Consider the following 15,387-nt stretch of genomic DNA (forward strand, 5'->3'; position numbering starts at 1 on the left):
TGACCGGACCGTGACATGGCTGGCGCGTGAGATCGCGACCGTCCGCACCCGCCGGGGCCGGAGGGCCGTGCCGCGACTCTGTTCAAGTTTCTTACCTGCTGGTAATTTGCGCGCTGTTACCGCTAGGTAACACGCGTCTGTCATCCCTGTGATCCATGAAACGAATCCGAGGGAACCATGCACCGCATCGCCATCGGGAAGCTGGCAACCGCAGTCGTCGCCGCTCTGACCGTCACCGCCGTTCCAGCCGCCACGGCTGTGGCCGCTCCTTCCGCCACGCCCGCCTCTTCCGCCCCTTCCGCCACGTCGGCGGTCGCGGCGGGAGATTCGTTCTACACCTACGACGGCAGCAAGCCCCTGTCGTCGTACGCACCGGGCGCCGTGCTCAAGACGCGGACGCTGCAGTACCACATCATCGGCATCCCGACGCCGGTCACAGCGATCCAGCTGCTGTTCCGCACCGTCGATGCCCAGGGGCGCCCGTCCGCCGGGGTGACCTCGGTCGTACGCAGCCCCAACGGCGATGGCGGCAAGGCCATTTCGTACCAGTCGTTCTACGACTCCCTCAACCCCGCGGACTCACCGTCCCGGGCGATCGCGGGCGATGTCTCCCTCGGCGGGCTGATCGCGAACGGCGAGTCCCTCCTCCTGGTCCCACTGCTGCTGGCGGGCTACAACGTCGTCATCCCCGACAGCGAGGGCCAGACCGCCGACTTCGCGGCCGGACCTGAGTACGGAACGAACACGCTGGACTCGATCCGGGCCGCGAGCCAGTCCCCGGAGACCGGTCTGAACTCCCGCACCCGGGTGGGTCTGGCCGGCTACTCGGGCGGAGCCATCGCCACCCACTGGGCGGCCGCGCTCGCGCCGAGCTACGCGCCGGACGTCGACAAGCGTCTTGTGGGCTTCGCCGAAGGCGGGCTGCTCGTCGACCCGGCGCACAACCTCAAGTACATCAGCGGCAGTTCACTCTGGGCCGGTGTCGCGCCCATGGCCGTCATCGGGGCCGCGCGCTCCTACGACATCGACTTCACGCCCTATCTGAACGACTATGGCACGCAGGTGTTCAAGAAGCTGGAGCACGCGTCGATCATCAACGCCCTGGGCCAGTACCCGGGACTGACGTGGAAGAAGATGGTGAAGCCGCAGTACGCGGACCCGAATTCGGTGCCCCCCTTCGTCGAGGCGGTGAACAAGCTCAACCTCGGCTCGGCCCCCACCCCCGACGCCCCCGGCTTCATCGCGCAGGGCGGCGGGGGCGTCCTGGAGGGCACCACCAGCAACCTCCCGGGCATCGGCAGGGGCGACGGGGTCATGGTCGCGGGAGACGTACGCGCGCTGGCCCGGCAGTACTGCGACAAGGGCAACACATCGATCAAGTACCAGCAGTACGACCTGCTCAGCCACGTCGGCGCCGCCGTGCCGTGGGCGCCGACCGCTCTGGGCTGGCTCAACGACAGGTTCGCCGGCAAGACGGCTCCGTCGGACTGCGGCCGGATCCCCGCGGGCAACTCGCTCGCGCCGGAGGTGCCGACCACGGGGAACTGACGCCCGGTGCGCCCCGCGGACCGGGTCCCGGGGCGCGCAGTCCGTCGAGGGCCCGGGGCGCGCAGTCCGTCGAGTGTCCGGAGCGGGGGCGCGCCGGGACTACCGCTCCCGGGCGGACTGCCGGCGGCGGGTGGCGTGCAGGCTTCCGAGCAGGGTGAGCGCCTCGGCATCGGCGCTGCCCGGCTCCGCGTGGTAGATCACCAGCAGCTGTCCCGGCGCTCCGCGGACGTCGAAGGACTGGTAGGTGAGCGAGAGGAGTCCGACGTCGGGATGGTCGAGTTCCTTGGCGTCCTGGGTCTTTCCGTAGACGGTGTGTGATGCCCAGAGCGCGGCGAAGTCCTCGCTCGCCCCGGTCAGGGAGTCGATCAGCTCGTACAGACGCGGGTAGTGGGGGCCCGGGCCTGTAGCGTGGCGCAGCCCGGCGACGACCGTTTCGGCCCAACTGTCCCACCGGGTGAAGAACCCCCGTGCCGCCGGGTCGAGGAACGTCATGCGGGCGAGGTTGTCCACCGCGTCGAACGGGAAGAACAGCGCCTCGGCCAGGGCGTTGGCCGCCAGGAAGTCCTTCGCCGGGTTCAGGACGAACGCCGGGGCGTTCGTGTAGCCGTCGAGGAGCTGCTTCAGCGGTGTACCGACCGTTTCCCTCGGCAGGTCCCGGTTGTCGTCCCGTACCGCGCCCGCCAGCCGGTACAGATGCTCCCGCGCGGCGTCGTCCATGCGCAGGGCTGAGCTGATCGCGTCGAGGATCTGCGGGGACGGGCTGCGCTCGCGGCCCTGTTCCAGCCGGGCGTAGTAGTCGCTGTTCATTCCGGCCAGGACGGCGACCTCCTCCCGCCGCAGCCCCGCCACCCGGCGTGCGCCGTAGGAGGCGAGGCCGACGTCGTCCGGCTGCAGGCGTGCACGGTGGGCGCGCAGGAAATCTCCGAGATCGTTGCTGTTCACCCATGCAAGGTTAAGCCGATCTCCGGCGGTGTGCCTGGGCATGCCGTACCCCGGCACAGCCTGTCCTGGCCCCCGCTTCCGCCGCGGCACAGGCTTGCCCCACCCGCGAATGAGGGACCTGCGAACGAAGGGGAGCACGATGAGCCGGCAGCCGGAAGCATCGGCCGTACCAGCCACGACACACACAGCCACGGCACACACAGCCACGGCACACCCAGCCACGGCGCACCCAGGCACGACACAAACAGCCACGGCACACCCAGCCAAGACCCTATTGATCACCGGCGTCAGTGGCGGCCTCGGCCGGGCCTTCGCCACCGCCGCCCTGGAGGCCGGCCACACCGTCGTCGGGACCGTCCGCAACGACGCCGACGCGGCGGCCTTCACCGCCCTCCACCCGGAACGCGCCCACGCCCGCGTCCTCGACGTGACCGACGACGAAGCCGTGTTCGCCGTGACCGGCGAGGTGGAGGAGGCCATCGGCCCCGTCGACGTACTGATCGCGAACGCCGGCTACGGCCTGGAGGGGACCTTCGAGGAGACCTCCCTGGCCGACCTGCGCGCCCAGTTCGACGTCAATGTCTTCGGCGCCGCTGCCACCATCCAGGCCGTCCTGCCCTTCATGCGCCGACGGCGCCGCGGGCACATCCTGGCCGTCACCTCCATGGGCGGCCTGGTCGGCTTCCCCGGCGTCTCCGCCTATTGCGGCAGCAAATACGCACTCGAAGGCATCCTCGAAGCCATCGGCAAGGAGGTCGCCGCCTTCGGCATCCATGTCACCGCCGTCGAGCCGGGTTCCTTCCGTACCGACTGGGCCGGGCGCTCGATGATCCGCGCACCGCGCACCATCCCCGATTACGACGACCTCTTCGAACCCGTCCGCGCCGCCCGCCAGAAGGCCGACGGACAACAGCCCGGCGACCCGGCCCGCGCGGCCGCCGCGCTCCTGCGTGTGCTCGGCACACCCGGTCCGCCCGCCCATCTGGTCCTCGGCTCCGACGCCCTGCGCCTGGTACGCGCCGGACGCGAAGCGGTCGACCGCGACCTCGACACCTGGGAAGAGGCCACTCTCTCCACCGACTTCCCGCAGCCCCGCGGGACAGCCCGGTGACACGCGAAGGACGGGAGATCCCCGCGCTCAGCGGGGGAGAGCCGAGTCAGCTGAGGATCCGGCGCCCGAACCAGTCCCTGGAGTTGGCGACTCCGGGGAGGGCGAAGAAGTAGCCGCCGCCGAACGGCTGGACGTAGTCCACGAGGGGTTCGTCGATCAGGCGCTGCTGGACCTTCTCGAACTGGCGGTGCAGGTCCTGCTGGTAGCAGGCGAAGATGTGCCCGCACTGCAGGTTGCCGTTCTCGTCCATGCCGAGGTCGTAGTTGTACGAGCGGCGCAGGAGGCGCTGGTTGCCGGTGGCGTGGGTACGCGGGTTGGCCAGGCGGATGTGCGAGTCCAGAGGGATGACCTTGCCCTCGGGGTCCTTCGCGTAGTCGGGGGTGTCGGTCTCCGCGTTGCCGTCCAGCGGGGCGCCGCTGTCCCGGCGGCGGCCGAACATCATCTCCTGCTCGTTGATGGACACCCGGTCCCAGAACTCCACGAGCATGCGGATCAGCCGGACCACCTGGTAGGTGCCGCCGTGTGTCCAGGCCGGCTCGGCCGGGTCGTCCACCCACACCAGGTCCTGCGCCGTCTTGTGGGTGGGGTTGGCCGTGCCGTCCTTGAACCCGAGCAGATTGCGCGGGGTGCCCGAGGGGCGCGGGGGTGAGCCGTACCCCTCCATCTTCCAGCGCAGCTGCATGCCCCCGCGGGTGTGCTTGGCCAGGTCGCGGATGGCGTGGTGGAGGGTGTCGGGGTGGTTCGCGCACAGCTGTACGAGCAGGTCCCCGTGGCTCCAGCGGGCCTCGGGCGCGTCGTTGGGGAAGGTCCGCATCGGCGTCAGGTGCAGCGGCTTGAGATGCGACAGCCCGTACCGGTCGTCGAAGAGGCTGGACCCGACGCCCAGGGTGAGGGTGAGGCCGTCGGCGGGGACGTCGGGGCCCAGGACGTCGCTGTCCGACGGCGGCTGGCTGACGCCCAGGTCGGGCGGGGTGCCGCCGGAGGCGAGGAAGCGGGCCCGCTCGGTGAGGGTGTGCATGAGGTCGGCCAGATCGGCCCGCTTGGCCGCCGTCACGTCGAACGCGGCGAAGGCGGAGAACCGCTGCTGATGCGGCGGGCCCGGGGTGAGAATGCCCGACTGGTGGGTCCCGTGGAAGGGGTAGGACGACGCCTCGTGGGTGGTGTCGCCGCCGCTGCTCGCGTCGGCTCGGGCCCCCGCGGCGAGGAGCCCGCCAGTCAGGGCGGTGCCGGCGGCGCCCGCGGCACCGCCCTGTATGAACGCGCGTCGGCTGACGCCCATGGCAGATCTCCTTGGTCGGGTCAGGTCAGGTCAGGTCAGGTCAGGTCAGGTCTGGTCTGGTCGGGTCTGTTGGTCTGGGTGGTCAGGTCGGGCTGGGCGGGTGCGGCGTGAGCCCGGTGCGGACGACGTGTCCGTACCGGGCGTCGCCGTCAGCGGGAGAGTGGCACCTCGAGCAGGTCGGGTACCGAGGCGAGGGTCTCCAGGACGCTGCCGATCCGGGCGTCCACCTGCTGGCGCTGGGCCGGCGGGACGTCCTCGAAGGGCTCCCAGTCGCCGTGTTTCCGGGTCGCCCGCAGCGCCGTGACCAGGGAGTCGAGCTGCTTGGCCGCCGTGGGCAGCAGCTTGGGGGAGCGGGCACGGATGAGGGGTGCCAGTTCGTCGAGGACCACCCGGGTCCCCGCCACATCGGCCTCGGTCTCCGCGTACATGGCGCCGGAACCCTGGTCGGCCGCGCCGGTCAGCCGGTCCCGCAGGGCGTCCTCCAGGATCTCGTGGGAACGCAGCGGAAGGTCGGTGGGGTCGACCGTCACCTGCGGCAGCTTGCGGCGCAGGGTCGCGACGTCGGTCCGCAGCTGGTCGGCCACGGGCAGCAGGTCGCCGGTGCTCGCTCCGTGCCACAGGCCGTACTCCAGGCGGTGCAGACCGGTGAAGTCCTTGTCGTGGACACCGCCGGGCAGGCCCTGCGGCAGTCCGTCGATGGCGTCCCCGAGGTCCCCGAAGCTGCCGTAAGCGGCGCCGACCTTGTCCCAGGTGAGCTGGGCGGACAGCCAGTCCTTGCGGGCGGTGTCCAGGTGGTGATGGGCGATGTCGCCCCGGAGTGCGGTGACCGTCCGGCCGAGGGTGGCGAGTTGGGGCGCCACGTAGGCCCGGTACTCGGCCGTCGCCGGCTTGAGGTCGGCCACGGACACGCGCTTGACGGCGACCGGGGCCTTGGCCCCCGAGCCCGGCCCCGAACCGCCGCTGATGGTGACGGTCTTGGAGCTTGTGGTGCCGCGGCCGGATATCAGGCACTTGAAGGTGTACTCACCCGCGCCGAGCGTGGCGGCCATCGTCCCGGTGGTGGCCGGGCCCAGCGTCTCTATCTCGGCGACTATGGCGCCCGATGCGTTGTCCAGGTTGATCTCCCCGGCCCGCCCGGACTTGTTGACCACCTGGAAGGTCTGCGCGCCCGCGTGCCCGGACGTCCACCCGGTGGCGCAGCCCGACGCGGTGACGTCGACCTGCGTGCCGGCCGCCGTACTGCCGCCCGAGGGCAGGAACACGACCACCGCCGTGGCCACGAGGGCCGGTACGACCACGATGACAGCGCCGACCGTCCAGGGACTGCGTCCGGCCAGGAGGCCCGGCCGGGTGGCCCGCGCGGTGGAACCGGAAGTGCTGCTTCCGGCTGTCGCTGTCTCTGCCGCAGCCCCTGCCTCTGGTACGGCCGCAGGGGCAGTCGAAGCCTCTGCCTCTGCCGCAGGTGCAGGTGCAGGTGCCGAGGCAGGCGCAGGCGTACGGGCAGGCGTACGGGCGGCGCGGACGAACAGGATGACGGTCACGCCCAGGTAGACCGCCCACGCCACGACTTGGAGCACGGTCATCCGCGTGGTCAGCTCGGTCACACCGGTGATGAGCGTCGCCCACCAGGAGCTGGTCGGAACGGTCCCGCTGACGTCGAACGCGAGCCAGGTGTGTCCGGGCAGCAGGCCGGCGTTCTGGAGTTCGCCGAGTCCGTACGCCAGTACTCCCGCGGTGATCACCAGGAGCGCCAGAGCCGTACGCGAGAAGAAGACGCCCAGGTTGATGCGGATCGCCCGGCGGAACAGCAGCCAGCACGCCAGGGAGGCGAGGGCCAGCCCCAGCCCGGCGCCGATCAGCGGGGACACCGTCTCGCCTGAGGCTTTGGCCGCCGTCCACAGGAACAGGGTGGTTTCGAGCCCTTCGCGGCCCACCGCGAGGAACGCCGTGGCGGCGAGCGCGCCGGCGCCCAGCTGGGTGGCGGCCGCCACCTTGGAGCGCAGTTCCCCGGACAGACTCGCCGCGGTCTTCCGCATCCAGAAGACCATGCCGGTGACGAGGACCACGGTGAATACGCTGAGCAAGCCGCCCAGCATTTCCTGGCCGCTGCTGGAGAGGACGTCGACGGAGAAGGTCAGGATCGTGGCGAAGCTCGCCGAGACGGCGACCGCCCCGACCACGCCCAGCCACACCGGGGCGGAGGACACCCGGCGTCCCTCGTCCCCGGTACGGCGCAGCGCGGCCAGCAGGATGCTGATCACCAGCCCTGCTTCCAGTCCCTCCCGCAATCCGATCAAGAGATTGGGGAACGCATCAGCCCAAGTCATAGACAGTAAGGTAAGCCATGCCTAAAAAAGAAAGGACCGGGGTCCTGTCTGTTTCCGGGCCCGCAGAGGAATTCTTTGCCCAGACGTGATACTCCCCGGTACTTCCCAGTACTGCCCAGCACTTCGCGGTACTTCGCGGTCGAAGTCTCCCGTACGAAGTTTCCCGTGCGGGCCGCGTCCGCTCAGCCGGACGGGGTGACCGGCGGCCGTCTGCCGAGCCACTGCTCGGCGCCGTACGCTTCGAACCGCTCCGCCTCGATGAACCCCAGCTTCGCCGCGAGGCGTATCGAGCGGGCGTTGGCGGTCTGGGTGAAGAGCACCACCGGCTCGCCGGGAAGCTCGCCGGCGAGCCAGTCGAGTGCCGCTGTGCATGCCTCGGTGGCGTAACCGAATCCCCACGCCTGCGGCAGGAACTGGTAGCCGAGTTCGGCTTTCCCGGCAGAGGCTGCCGGAGCGTGGTGTCCCGCTGCTCTCCGGAGAATGACCTGGCCGATCGCGGCTCCGTCGAGATCGACCGTGAAAAGACCGGGGGGCCGCTCGGGCGCCGCGGGCATCTCACGTTCGAGCTCGTCACGCGGCCGGGGGCCACCCTGGTAGGTGCCCACCTCCGGTGAGGCCAGCAGCTCGATGAACGCCGCGCGGTCCCGGGCCTCGGGCGCACGGAGCACGAGCCTGTCCGTCCGTATCGGGGCAGGCGGCCAGGCGACGGGTCCGAGGTCGGTCATGTGGCCAGCCAATCAGCAGGCCCAGCGGCGATCAAGACCCCGTCAGTCGAGACAGAACTCGTTGCCCTCGACGTCCTGCATCAACAGGCATGACTCGTCGAAGCCATCGGCGCGCAGCAGTCGCACCCGTACCGCGCCGAGCGGGACCAGCCGTGCGCACTCGGCCTCCAGCGCGGCGACGCGCTCGTCTCCCACGAGCCCGGTGCCGACGCGTACGTCGAGGTGCACCCGGTTCTTGACGACCTTGCCTTCGGGGACGCGCTGGAAGAACAGCCGCGGGCCCACCCCCGAGGGATCACCGCAGGCGAACGCGGCGCCCTGACGCTCGGGCGGCAGCGAGCGGTCGAAGTCGTCCCACGTGGCGAACCCCTCCGGGGGCGGCGGTACGACGTACCCCAGCACCTCGCACCAGAAGCGGGCGACGCGCTCAGGTTCCGCGCAGTCGAAGGTGACTTGGACCTGCCTGACAGACGTCATCGGCCCACCCTAGCGGCGCGCACCCGTGGCCGCACGGACACACGTGCCCGCCGCCCCGCCCCTCACCGCTGGCGCCCGCCGCACGTCCACCCCCGCCCGTCACACGTCGCCCGGCACCCCGTAGCTCGGTGCGTCGGCGGGGCGCAGCGCCCGGGCTCGGCTCGGCCATCGCGATCGCCGTCACCCACGGCGCGGAGTTCGCCCGCCGGCCGTACCGCATCGGCTTTCCCTCTGCGCCCCACCGGCATCTCCGGCATCGTGGAGGGGACAGACGGGGAAGGCCGGGGCCGGTTCTCGGTCCTCCACGCGGCCTCCAGCTCCACGCGGCCTCCAGAGGGAACTCCGGACGGAAGAAGGGCAGCGCAGCACTGATGCGTATCGCGATTGCCGGTGGCACCGGCTGGACCGGCAGGCGGGTGGCCGCGGCGCTCCGGGCCCGGGGCGACGAGCCGGTGGTGCTGGCCCGCTCGGCCGGTGTCGACCTCATCACCGGCGAGGGTCTCGACCGGAAGCTCGAAGGCGTCGAGTCCGTGATCGACGTCAGCAACATCACGACGACCAGGGCCAAGGCCGCCGTGTCCTTCTTCGAGACCGCCACCGCCCAGCTGCTCGCTGCCGGGCGGAGGGCAGGCGTGGCCCATCACGTCGCGCTCTCGATCGTCGGCGTCGACCGGGTCGGCCTCGGCTACTACCGGGGCAAGCGCCGCCAGGAGGAGCTGGTGCTGGACGGGCCCGTCCCCGGTACGGTCCTGCGGGCCACCCAGTTCCACGAGTTCGCCGCGCAGATGCTCGACCGCGGGGGGCCGGTGGTGATCGCGCCGAAGATGCTCAGCCAGCCCGTCGCGCTGACGGAGGTCGCCGCACATCTGGTCGGGCTCGCGCACGGGCGGCCGCTGGGCATGGCGCCCGAACTCGCCGGTCCTGAGGAGCACTTGTGGATGCAGGACATGGTGCGGCGACTGGCCCGGGTGCGTCAGGAGCGGCGGCCGGTGATCCGGCTGGCGATGCCGGGCAAGGTCGGCAAGGGCCTGGCCGGCGGCGGCCTCCTGCCGACCGGCCCCGGGCCACGCGGCACCGTCACCTTCGACGCCTGGCTCGCGACCCAACGGCCGGACGGGGCCGGGTCCGCGGCACAGGACCGCACCACGCCGTAGAGGGCTCCGCGTGGCCCACGACCGCACACCGTGGACGGCTCCCGGCCTTCGCGGGCGGCCCCACCGGCCCCCTCCCCACCCGTCACTGGCGCCGCTCAGCTGCGGCGGTACGCGGTGGTGGCGATTTCGGTGAAGGAGCGGATCAACGGGTTGCTGTCCCCTTCGTTCCACGCCACCACCACCCGGCTCGGCGCCATGCCGGCCAGCGGTACCACGGCCAGCTCCGCGGGCAGGTCGTGTCCCATCGGCGCCAGGCCGACCGTGCCGTTCCACAGCACGGCCTGCAGGCACTCCTGGACGGCGCGCACCACGGGGCCCTCGCGCGGGCTGCCGCCGTTCCAGTACGACTGCCAGACGGGATCGGTCCCCGGCGGGAACTGGAACCAGCGGCGGTCGCTCAGCTCGGCCGGCCCCAGCCGGTCGCGGCGGGCCAGTGGATCATCGGCGCGCAGGACCACGCCGACCGGGTCCGCCCGCAGCGTACGCACCGTCAGGGCGGTCTCGTCGAACGGCGCCCGTGTCAGCGCGACATCGACCAGTCCGGCGCGCAGCCCGCACGTCGGGTCGGTCAGATCGGTGTCGCGGACACGGATGTCGATGCCGGGATGGCGCCCGCGGTAGGCGGCGGCCAGCCGGGTCATTCCCGGGTCGGTGCCGTCACCCAGGATGCCGACGGTGAGGGTCGCCACGCCCGCCGCCGCGCTCACCCGTACCCGGACGCGGTCGGCATGGCCGAGCAGGGCCCGCGCCTCGTCGAGCAGCACCGTGCCCACCGAGGTGAGCGTGACGCCGGCGGGGGAGCGGACGAACAGCGGGGCGCCGACGTCGGACTCCAGCTGTTTGATCGCCCGGCTCAGCGGCGGCTGGCTCATATGCAGCCGGGTGGCGGCCCGGCCGAAGTGGAGTTCCTCGGCGACCGCCACGAAATAGCCCAAGGTCCGTAGCTCCACGCTGTAACGATACCTACGGGGTATCGGCGCCGCAGGATGAGTCTTGGACACCGGCCGGGCCCCGGCGGTCCACTCGTGAGCATGACCGAAGAAGAAGCGAAGACCAGTGAGCCGCAGGCCGGATCCGGCGTATCGGTGGTGGGTCCCGGCGACGGCGAGACGATCGTGCTGGGCACCACGCGCATGCGGGTGCTGGAGGACGGCAGCCGCACCGGGCACCGTCTCGCGATCGCCGAGTCCGTCCTCGCCCCGCACACCCAGGGACCGCCGCAGCACCGTCATGCCCTGCACGACGAGGGCTTCTACGTCCTTTCCGGCACCGTCCGGTTCACGGTCGGGGCCGAGGAGTACGACGTCACCGCGGGCACACTCGTGATGGTCCCGCCCGGGACCCCGCACACCTTCGCCAACCCGACCGGCCAACCCGCCGTCATGCTCAGCACGTTCACCCCGGACCTGTACGTGCAGTACTTCCGGGACCTTCAGGGCGCGCTCGCCGACGGCCGGCCGCTGACACCCCGGGCCACCGGCGAAGCGATGCGCGAGTACGCGACCGAGCCCGCCACCGAAACGATGCACGGCAACGATGAGCGGACACCATGAACATCGCCTACTGGACCGTCGCGGGACTTCTCGCTCTCTTTTACTTCTACTCGGGCGCGATGAAGGTGGCCCGCAGCCGTGATCAGCTCCGCCCGATGATGGCCTGGGTCGACCGCGTACCGCTGCCCGGCGTGAGAGCGCTGGGGGCGGTCGAGATACTCGGCGCGGCCGGACTGATCCTGCCGCCGCTGACCGGCATCGCCCCCTGGCTGGCACCGGCCGCCGCCGTCGGCTTCGTACTCCTGCAGATCGGTGCGGTCGCCGTCCACCTGACCGGCGAAGACCGCCGGATCGTACTCAACGCCGGGCTCATCGCCGGTGCGGCCGTGAGCGGTTGGCTGGCTGTCGTGATGTGAGGGAGCACAGCCACGGCCCGGCGGATGCGTGTACGGTGGTCGCTAGTTTGATACCTGTCGTACAAAGACTGTCGTGGGACGGTCGTAGGACTGTTGTACAAGGAGGCGAGGACTGTGCGAGCGATCGGCCTGACCGAGTTCGGCGGACCCGATGTGCTGCGGGCGATCGAGCTGCCCGATCCGGTGCCGGGCAGCGGTGAGGTGCGCATCCGTGTGCACGCCGCCTCGGTCAACCCCACGGACACGCTGCTCCGTTCCGGCGCCACGAGCGCGCGGTTCGACGGCCGCCCCGGGCCGTACGTGCCCGGCATGGACGCGGCGGGCGTGGTCGACGCGATCGGGCCGGACACCGACACCCCGCTGCGGCCCGGGGACCCGGTGGTCGCGATCGTCCGTCCTTACGGGCCGCGCGGTGGCGCCTACGCCGAGTTGGTCGTGGTGCCCGCCGATTCGGTGGTCCCGATGCCGTCCGGCGTGGACTTCCCGGCCGCCTCGACGCTGCTGATGAACGCCCTCACCGCCCGCCTCGCGCTCGACCTGCTCGCCGTGCCTGCCGGTGGCACTGTCGCGGTGACCGGGGCGGCCGGGGCCTTCGGCGGGTACGCGGTGCAGCTGGCCAGGAGCGACGGGCTGCGGGTGCTGGCCGACGCCTCACCGGCCGACACCCAGCTGGTGGCCGGTCTGGGCGCCGACGAGGTGGTGCCACGCGGTGACGACGTCGCCGACCGGTTCCGCGCGCTCACCTCCGACGGGGTGGACGGTGTGCTCGACGGGGCGATGCTGCACGAACGGGTCGTCCCCGCGATCCGGGACCGCGGCGGGATCGCGGTCATCCGCGGCTGGGACGGCCCGGTCGACCGCGGTATCCGGGTGCACCCGGTCTGGGTCAACGAGGCAGCCACCGACCACACCCGCCTGCTCCGGCTGCGGGACCAGGCCGAGGCGGGCGAACTGACCCTGCGCGTGGCCGACGTGCTGCCCGCCGACCAGGCGCCCCGGGCCCACCGGCGGCTGGCCGATGGCGGGCTGCGGGGGCGCCTCGTACTGGACTTCACCGCCGGGTAGGTACGAGGTACGGGTGGGGGCGCCGGTCTGCCGGGGAGCTCGGCCCGGTACGCGTCCGGGGCGCGGTGTCGTACGTGATGCAGGTTCAGCAAGCGTCCCGGGCAGGCCGGTTGGTGTGGGCGTCAGCCCTTCCTGCCCTGCCCGCCCTGCCCGCGCTGATCGCCCTGCGTATCCGCGTCGCCCATCATGCGGAGCATGTCCCTGCCGCCCGTCCGGAAGAACCGCACCAGCAGGGTGCCGCCGAGGATCAGGAAGGCGATGTTCAGCCAGGTCGTGTAGTTCCAGCTGACACCGCCCGCCGGGACCGTCGCGTCGGCCCGGTCGGGGACGAGGCCCAGGCCGCCGAAGGCGAATTCGACGATGTACCCGGCGACGACCATGGCCGCGTAGAAGGTGGCGAACAGGAAGGCCGTCATCCGCGTGCCGTAGTACTTCCGGTAGATGGTGAGGATCGGCAGGATCAGCAGGTCGGCGAAGATGAACGCCAGGACACCGCCGAAGCTGATGCCGCCCTTCCACAGCACGACCGCGAGCGGCACGTTCCCGATGGAGCACACGAACGAGGCCATGGCGACCAGCGGGCCGATGACCGGGCCCCACAGTTTGGACGCCAGCGGGTGGCCGTCGAAGAAGAAGGTGCGCCAGAAGGAGTCCGGGACCCAGGCGGCGATCGCTCCGGCGATCAGCAGGCCGATCACCAGGTCGCGCAGGATCGCCATCCACTCCATGACGAAGACGTGCGAGGTCGCCGTGAAGGCTTCCCGGGAGAACAGCCGCCGCCCGAAGGAGCCCTCCGCCCGGACAGACATGTCCATCGCGGCGTGCCCCTCCATCGACCCGGCCAGACCGCGCCCGGCCTGCTCACGCGCCTGGCGCAGCAGCCTGTCGCGCAGGAACAGCCGGAAGAGCAGGGCCAGCGCGATGATCATGAGGGGGCCGCCGGTGAACTCGGCGGCGGTGAACTGCCAGCCCATCAACAGGGCCAGGATGACGCCGAGTTCGACCACCATGTTGGTCGAGGCGATCTCGAAGGCCATCGCCGCGGTGAAGTTCGCGCCTTTACGGAACAGCGAGCGGGCGAGTGCCACCGCCGCGTAGGAGCACGAGGACGAGGCCACACCGAGTCCGGCCGCCACGGCGAGGGTGCGGGGGCGGTCGTCTCCGAGGAGGGAGATGACGGTGGACTTGCGTACCACCGCCTGGACGACGGCGGACAGGGTGAACCCGAGAATCAGGGCCCAGGTGATCTCCCAGGTCATGGAACCGGCGATCGACAGTGCGTGCAGTACGGCTTGCATCCGTGCAGCCTCCCTGCCGCGGCGCGTTCCGGCCCGTGGACACGCGGCCGCACCGGCAAGTGACGCCGGGAGGAGCCCGGCCCCGGCCGCCTGTGGCAGCCGGGCCTGTCAGTAGGCCGCTCTGTCGGTAGGCGACCCTGTCAGTAGTCGGGCAGGTCGAAGAGTGTGGCGGCGCGGAAGGCGGCCATCTCCTCGAAGGGGGGTTCATCGAAGGACGACACGTTCTGTGGGCCGGCGTCCGGGGCCGGGGCAGGCGTCCCATCGGCCGGTTCGCCCTCGGCCGCACCGGCATCCACGCCCGCATCCGCGCCCGCGCCCGCTTCCAGGCCCGCATCCGCGCCCGCTTCCCTGCCTGCTTCGCGCATGCCCAGTTCCAGCAATGCCTGATTGGCCGTCACATGCCCCCGCAGCCGCCCCTCGTAGGCGGGGAAGGCGGCCCGGTGGTCGCCGTCGGCCCTGTGCAGTTCCCCTGCGAGGACGTAGGCCGCGGTCAGCGCCACACTCGTACCCTGCCCGGTGGCCGGGGAGCAGCAGTATCCGGCGTCGCCGAGCAGGGCGACTCGGCCGCGGGTCCAGCGGTCCATGCGGATCTGCGCGACCACGTCGTAGTGGAAGGTGTCCGTCTCCCTCATGGCCTCGAGGAAACGCGGTACTTCCCAGCGCAGCCCGGCGCAGTACTCGGCCACCAGCTGCTTCTGCTGGCCGGTGTCGCGCGGCAGCAGCCGTTCGAGCGGCTCGTCGGAGTTGAAGCCGACGAAGACCCGCAGCTCCTTGTTGTCCCGCACGGTCATGGCCATGCAGCCCCAGGCGCTCTCGCTGCCGCCGGTCCGGTGGATGACCTCCCAGCGGTCGAGGCCGATGTGGTTGGGGGCGCTCCACGAGGCGATGTAGGTGCCGACCGGGTGCAGGTAGTCGGTCTCGGGACCGAAGACCAGGCGGCGGGTGGCCGAGTGCAGGCCGTCGGCGCCCACGACCAGGTCGTACGCCCGCTCCTCGCCGCTCGCGAAGCGGCCCTGTACGCCGTCCTCGTGCTGGACGAGGGTGGTGAGCGAGTCGCCGAACAGGTACTCGACGCCGGACCCGGCCGCCCGTACCAGCAGTCCGGCCAGCTCGTCGCGGAGTATCTCCACGTCGGGGCTGTCGACGGGGCCGCCGCTGGCTGTCCGCTCGGTGGTACGGCGCAACTCGCGGCCGTCCCCGTCGACCTGGGACATGCCGCGCAGGCCGGTCGCCCCGGCCCTGACGTCCTCCAGCAGGCCCATCCGCTCGATGACACGGAGGGCGCTGCCCCGTACGTCCACCGCCTGCCCGCCACCGCGGAGGTCCGGTGCGCGTTCGACGACGGTGACGCGGAAACCGTAGCGATCCAGCCAGTACGCGAGGGCCGCCCCCGCGATACCCGCGCCGGAGATCAGGACGGAGGTGGTGCGTGAGCGGTGCGGGCGAGTGCTGTTCGGCATGGTGGACCTCCCGGATTCGGTGCCGTACGACCACCATCGGCGCGGTCACCGACAGGCCGCCGACACAGCCCCGATGCGGCACCGACAGCGCG

14 protein-coding genes are annotated in these 15,387 nt (G+C 71.4%); 6 read left to right on the forward strand and 8 right to left on the reverse strand.

What is annotated here, in order from left to right; translation table 11 throughout:
* The first annotated feature begins 177 nt into the window (after positions 1–177).
* A complete protein-coding gene (locus OG510_RS26755; protein WP_406140137.1) occupies positions 178–1,548 on the forward strand; it encodes a lipase family protein in 1,371 nt (456 codons plus the stop codon).
* A 99-nt stretch (positions 1,549–1,647) separates the two neighbouring features.
* On the opposite strand, the gene OG510_RS26760 is transcribed toward OG510_RS26755, so the two are convergent.
* A complete protein-coding gene (locus tag OG510_RS26760) occupies positions 1,648–2,490 on the reverse strand; it encodes a helix-turn-helix transcriptional regulator (RefSeq protein ID WP_406140139.1) in 843 nt (280 codons plus the stop codon).
* A 274-nt stretch (positions 2,491–2,764) separates the two neighbouring features.
* On the opposite strand from OG510_RS26760, the gene OG510_RS26765 reads away from it, so the two are divergent.
* On the forward strand, positions 2,765–3,601 hold the full coding sequence (locus tag OG510_RS26765; protein ID WP_406140140.1) for an oxidoreductase: 837 nt from the start codon (positions 2,765–2,767) through the stop codon (positions 3,599–3,601).
* 46 nt (positions 3,602–3,647) lie between these two features.
* Here OG510_RS26765 and efeB read toward each other — a convergent pair whose 3' ends face one another.
* The 4 genes from efeB to OG510_RS26785 all read right to left on the reverse strand — a co-directional run bounded on the left by efeB (position 3,648) and on the right by OG510_RS26785 (position 8,409).
* Positions 3,648–4,880 (reverse strand): iron uptake transporter deferrochelatase/peroxidase subunit, encoded by a 1,233-nt coding sequence (gene efeB / locus OG510_RS26770; RefSeq protein WP_406140141.1) that lies wholly within the window; start codon positions 4,878–4,880, stop codon positions 3,648–3,650.
* A 149-nt stretch (positions 4,881–5,029) separates the two neighbouring features.
* Positions 5,030–7,207, reverse strand: a complete 2,178-nt coding sequence (gene efeU, locus OG510_RS26775) for an iron uptake transporter permease EfeU (protein WP_406140142.1) — start codon at positions 7,205–7,207, stop codon at positions 5,030–5,032.
* A 182-nt stretch (positions 7,208–7,389) separates the two neighbouring features.
* On the reverse strand, positions 7,390–7,932 hold the full coding sequence (locus tag OG510_RS26780; RefSeq protein WP_406140144.1) for a GNAT family N-acetyltransferase: 543 nt from the start codon (positions 7,930–7,932) through the stop codon (positions 7,390–7,392).
* Between the two features lie 42 nt (positions 7,933–7,974).
* Positions 7,975–8,409 (reverse strand): VOC family protein, encoded by a 435-nt coding sequence (locus OG510_RS26785; RefSeq protein WP_406140145.1) that lies wholly within the window; start codon positions 8,407–8,409, stop codon positions 7,975–7,977.
* Positions 8,410–8,780: 371 nt separating this feature from the next.
* On the opposite strand from OG510_RS26785, the gene OG510_RS26790 reads away from it, so the two are divergent.
* Entirely contained in the window at positions 8,781–9,563 is a 783-nt protein-coding gene (locus OG510_RS26790; RefSeq protein ID WP_406140147.1) for an SDR family oxidoreductase, read from the forward strand.
* A gap of 95 nt (positions 9,564–9,658) precedes the next feature.
* Here OG510_RS26790 and OG510_RS26795 read toward each other — a convergent pair whose 3' ends face one another.
* A complete protein-coding gene (locus tag OG510_RS26795) occupies positions 9,659–10,513 on the reverse strand; it encodes a LysR family transcriptional regulator (protein WP_406140149.1) in 855 nt (284 codons plus the stop codon).
* 81 nt (positions 10,514–10,594) lie between these two features.
* Here OG510_RS26795 and OG510_RS26800 point away from each other — a divergent pair, with 81 nt between their 5' ends.
* The 3 genes from OG510_RS26800 (at position 10,595) to OG510_RS26810 (ending at position 12,537) form a co-directional block, all read left to right on the forward strand.
* Positions 10,595–11,116, forward strand: coding sequence for a cupin domain-containing protein (locus OG510_RS26800; protein ID WP_406140151.1), 522 nt, complete (start codon positions 10,595–10,597; stop codon positions 11,114–11,116).
* Positions 11,113–11,472: a DoxX family protein gene (locus OG510_RS26805; protein WP_406140152.1), complete on the forward strand. Its 360-nt coding sequence runs from the start codon at positions 11,113–11,115 to the stop codon at positions 11,470–11,472. The genes OG510_RS26800 and OG510_RS26805 overlap by 4 nt, the downstream gene beginning before the upstream one ends.
* A gap of 114 nt (positions 11,473–11,586) precedes the next feature.
* Positions 11,587–12,537, forward strand: a complete 951-nt coding sequence (locus OG510_RS26810; protein WP_406140154.1) for a zinc-binding alcohol dehydrogenase family protein — start codon at positions 11,587–11,589, stop codon at positions 12,535–12,537.
* Positions 12,538–12,659: 122 nt separating this feature from the next.
* Here OG510_RS26810 and OG510_RS26815 read toward each other — a convergent pair whose 3' ends face one another.
* Both OG510_RS26815 and OG510_RS26820 read right to left on the reverse strand, forming a co-directional pair.
* The gene (locus tag OG510_RS26815; protein ID WP_406140155.1) at positions 12,660–13,835 is read right to left on the reverse strand and encodes a permease; all 1,176 of its coding nucleotides are present in this window, start codon (positions 13,833–13,835) and stop codon (positions 12,660–12,662) included.
* A gap of 140 nt (positions 13,836–13,975) precedes the next feature.
* The gene (locus tag OG510_RS26820; RefSeq protein ID WP_406140156.1) at positions 13,976–15,295 is read right to left on the reverse strand and encodes an FAD-dependent monooxygenase; all 1,320 of its coding nucleotides are present in this window, start codon (positions 15,293–15,295) and stop codon (positions 13,976–13,978) included.
* Between the last annotated feature and the right edge of the window lie 92 nt (positions 15,296–15,387).

The sequence above is a fragment of the Streptomyces sp. NBC_01089 genome (assembly GCF_045162975.1).
In the GTDB taxonomy this organism is placed as follows: Bacteria; Actinomycetota; Actinomycetes; order Streptomycetales; family Streptomycetaceae; genus Streptomyces.

Bases quoted from the DNA above. Each gene is read 5' to 3' on its own strand.
- OG510_RS26755 (WP_406140137.1), top strand. From the start codon at position 178: ATGCACCGCATCGCCATCGGGAAGCTGGCAACCGCAGTCGTCGCCGCT.
- OG510_RS26785 (WP_406140145.1), bottom strand. From the start codon at position 8,409: ATGACGTCTGTCAGGCAGGTCCAAGTCACCTTCGACTGCGCGGAACCT.
- OG510_RS26780 (WP_406140144.1), bottom strand. From the start codon at position 7,932: ATGACCGACCTCGGACCCGTCGCCTGGCCGCCTGCCCCGATACGGACG.
- OG510_RS26805 (WP_406140152.1), top strand. From the start codon at position 11,113: ATGAACATCGCCTACTGGACCGTCGCGGGACTTCTCGCTCTCTTTTAC.
- efeU (WP_406140142.1), bottom strand. From the start codon at position 7,207: ATGACTTGGGCTGATGCGTTCCCCAATCTCTTGATCGGATTGCGGGAG.
- efeB (WP_406140141.1), bottom strand. From the start codon at position 4,880: ATGGGCGTCAGCCGACGCGCGTTCATACAGGGCGGTGCCGCGGGCGCC.
- OG510_RS26790 (WP_406140147.1), top strand. From the start codon at position 8,781: ATGCGTATCGCGATTGCCGGTGGCACCGGCTGGACCGGCAGGCGGGTG.
- OG510_RS26800 (WP_406140151.1), top strand. From the start codon at position 10,595: ATGACCGAAGAAGAAGCGAAGACCAGTGAGCCGCAGGCCGGATCCGGC.
- OG510_RS26815 (WP_406140155.1), bottom strand. From the start codon at position 13,835: ATGCAAGCCGTACTGCACGCACTGTCGATCGCCGGTTCCATGACCTGG.
- OG510_RS26820 (WP_406140156.1), bottom strand. From the start codon at position 15,295: ATGCCGAACAGCACTCGCCCGCACCGCTCACGCACCACCTCCGTCCTG.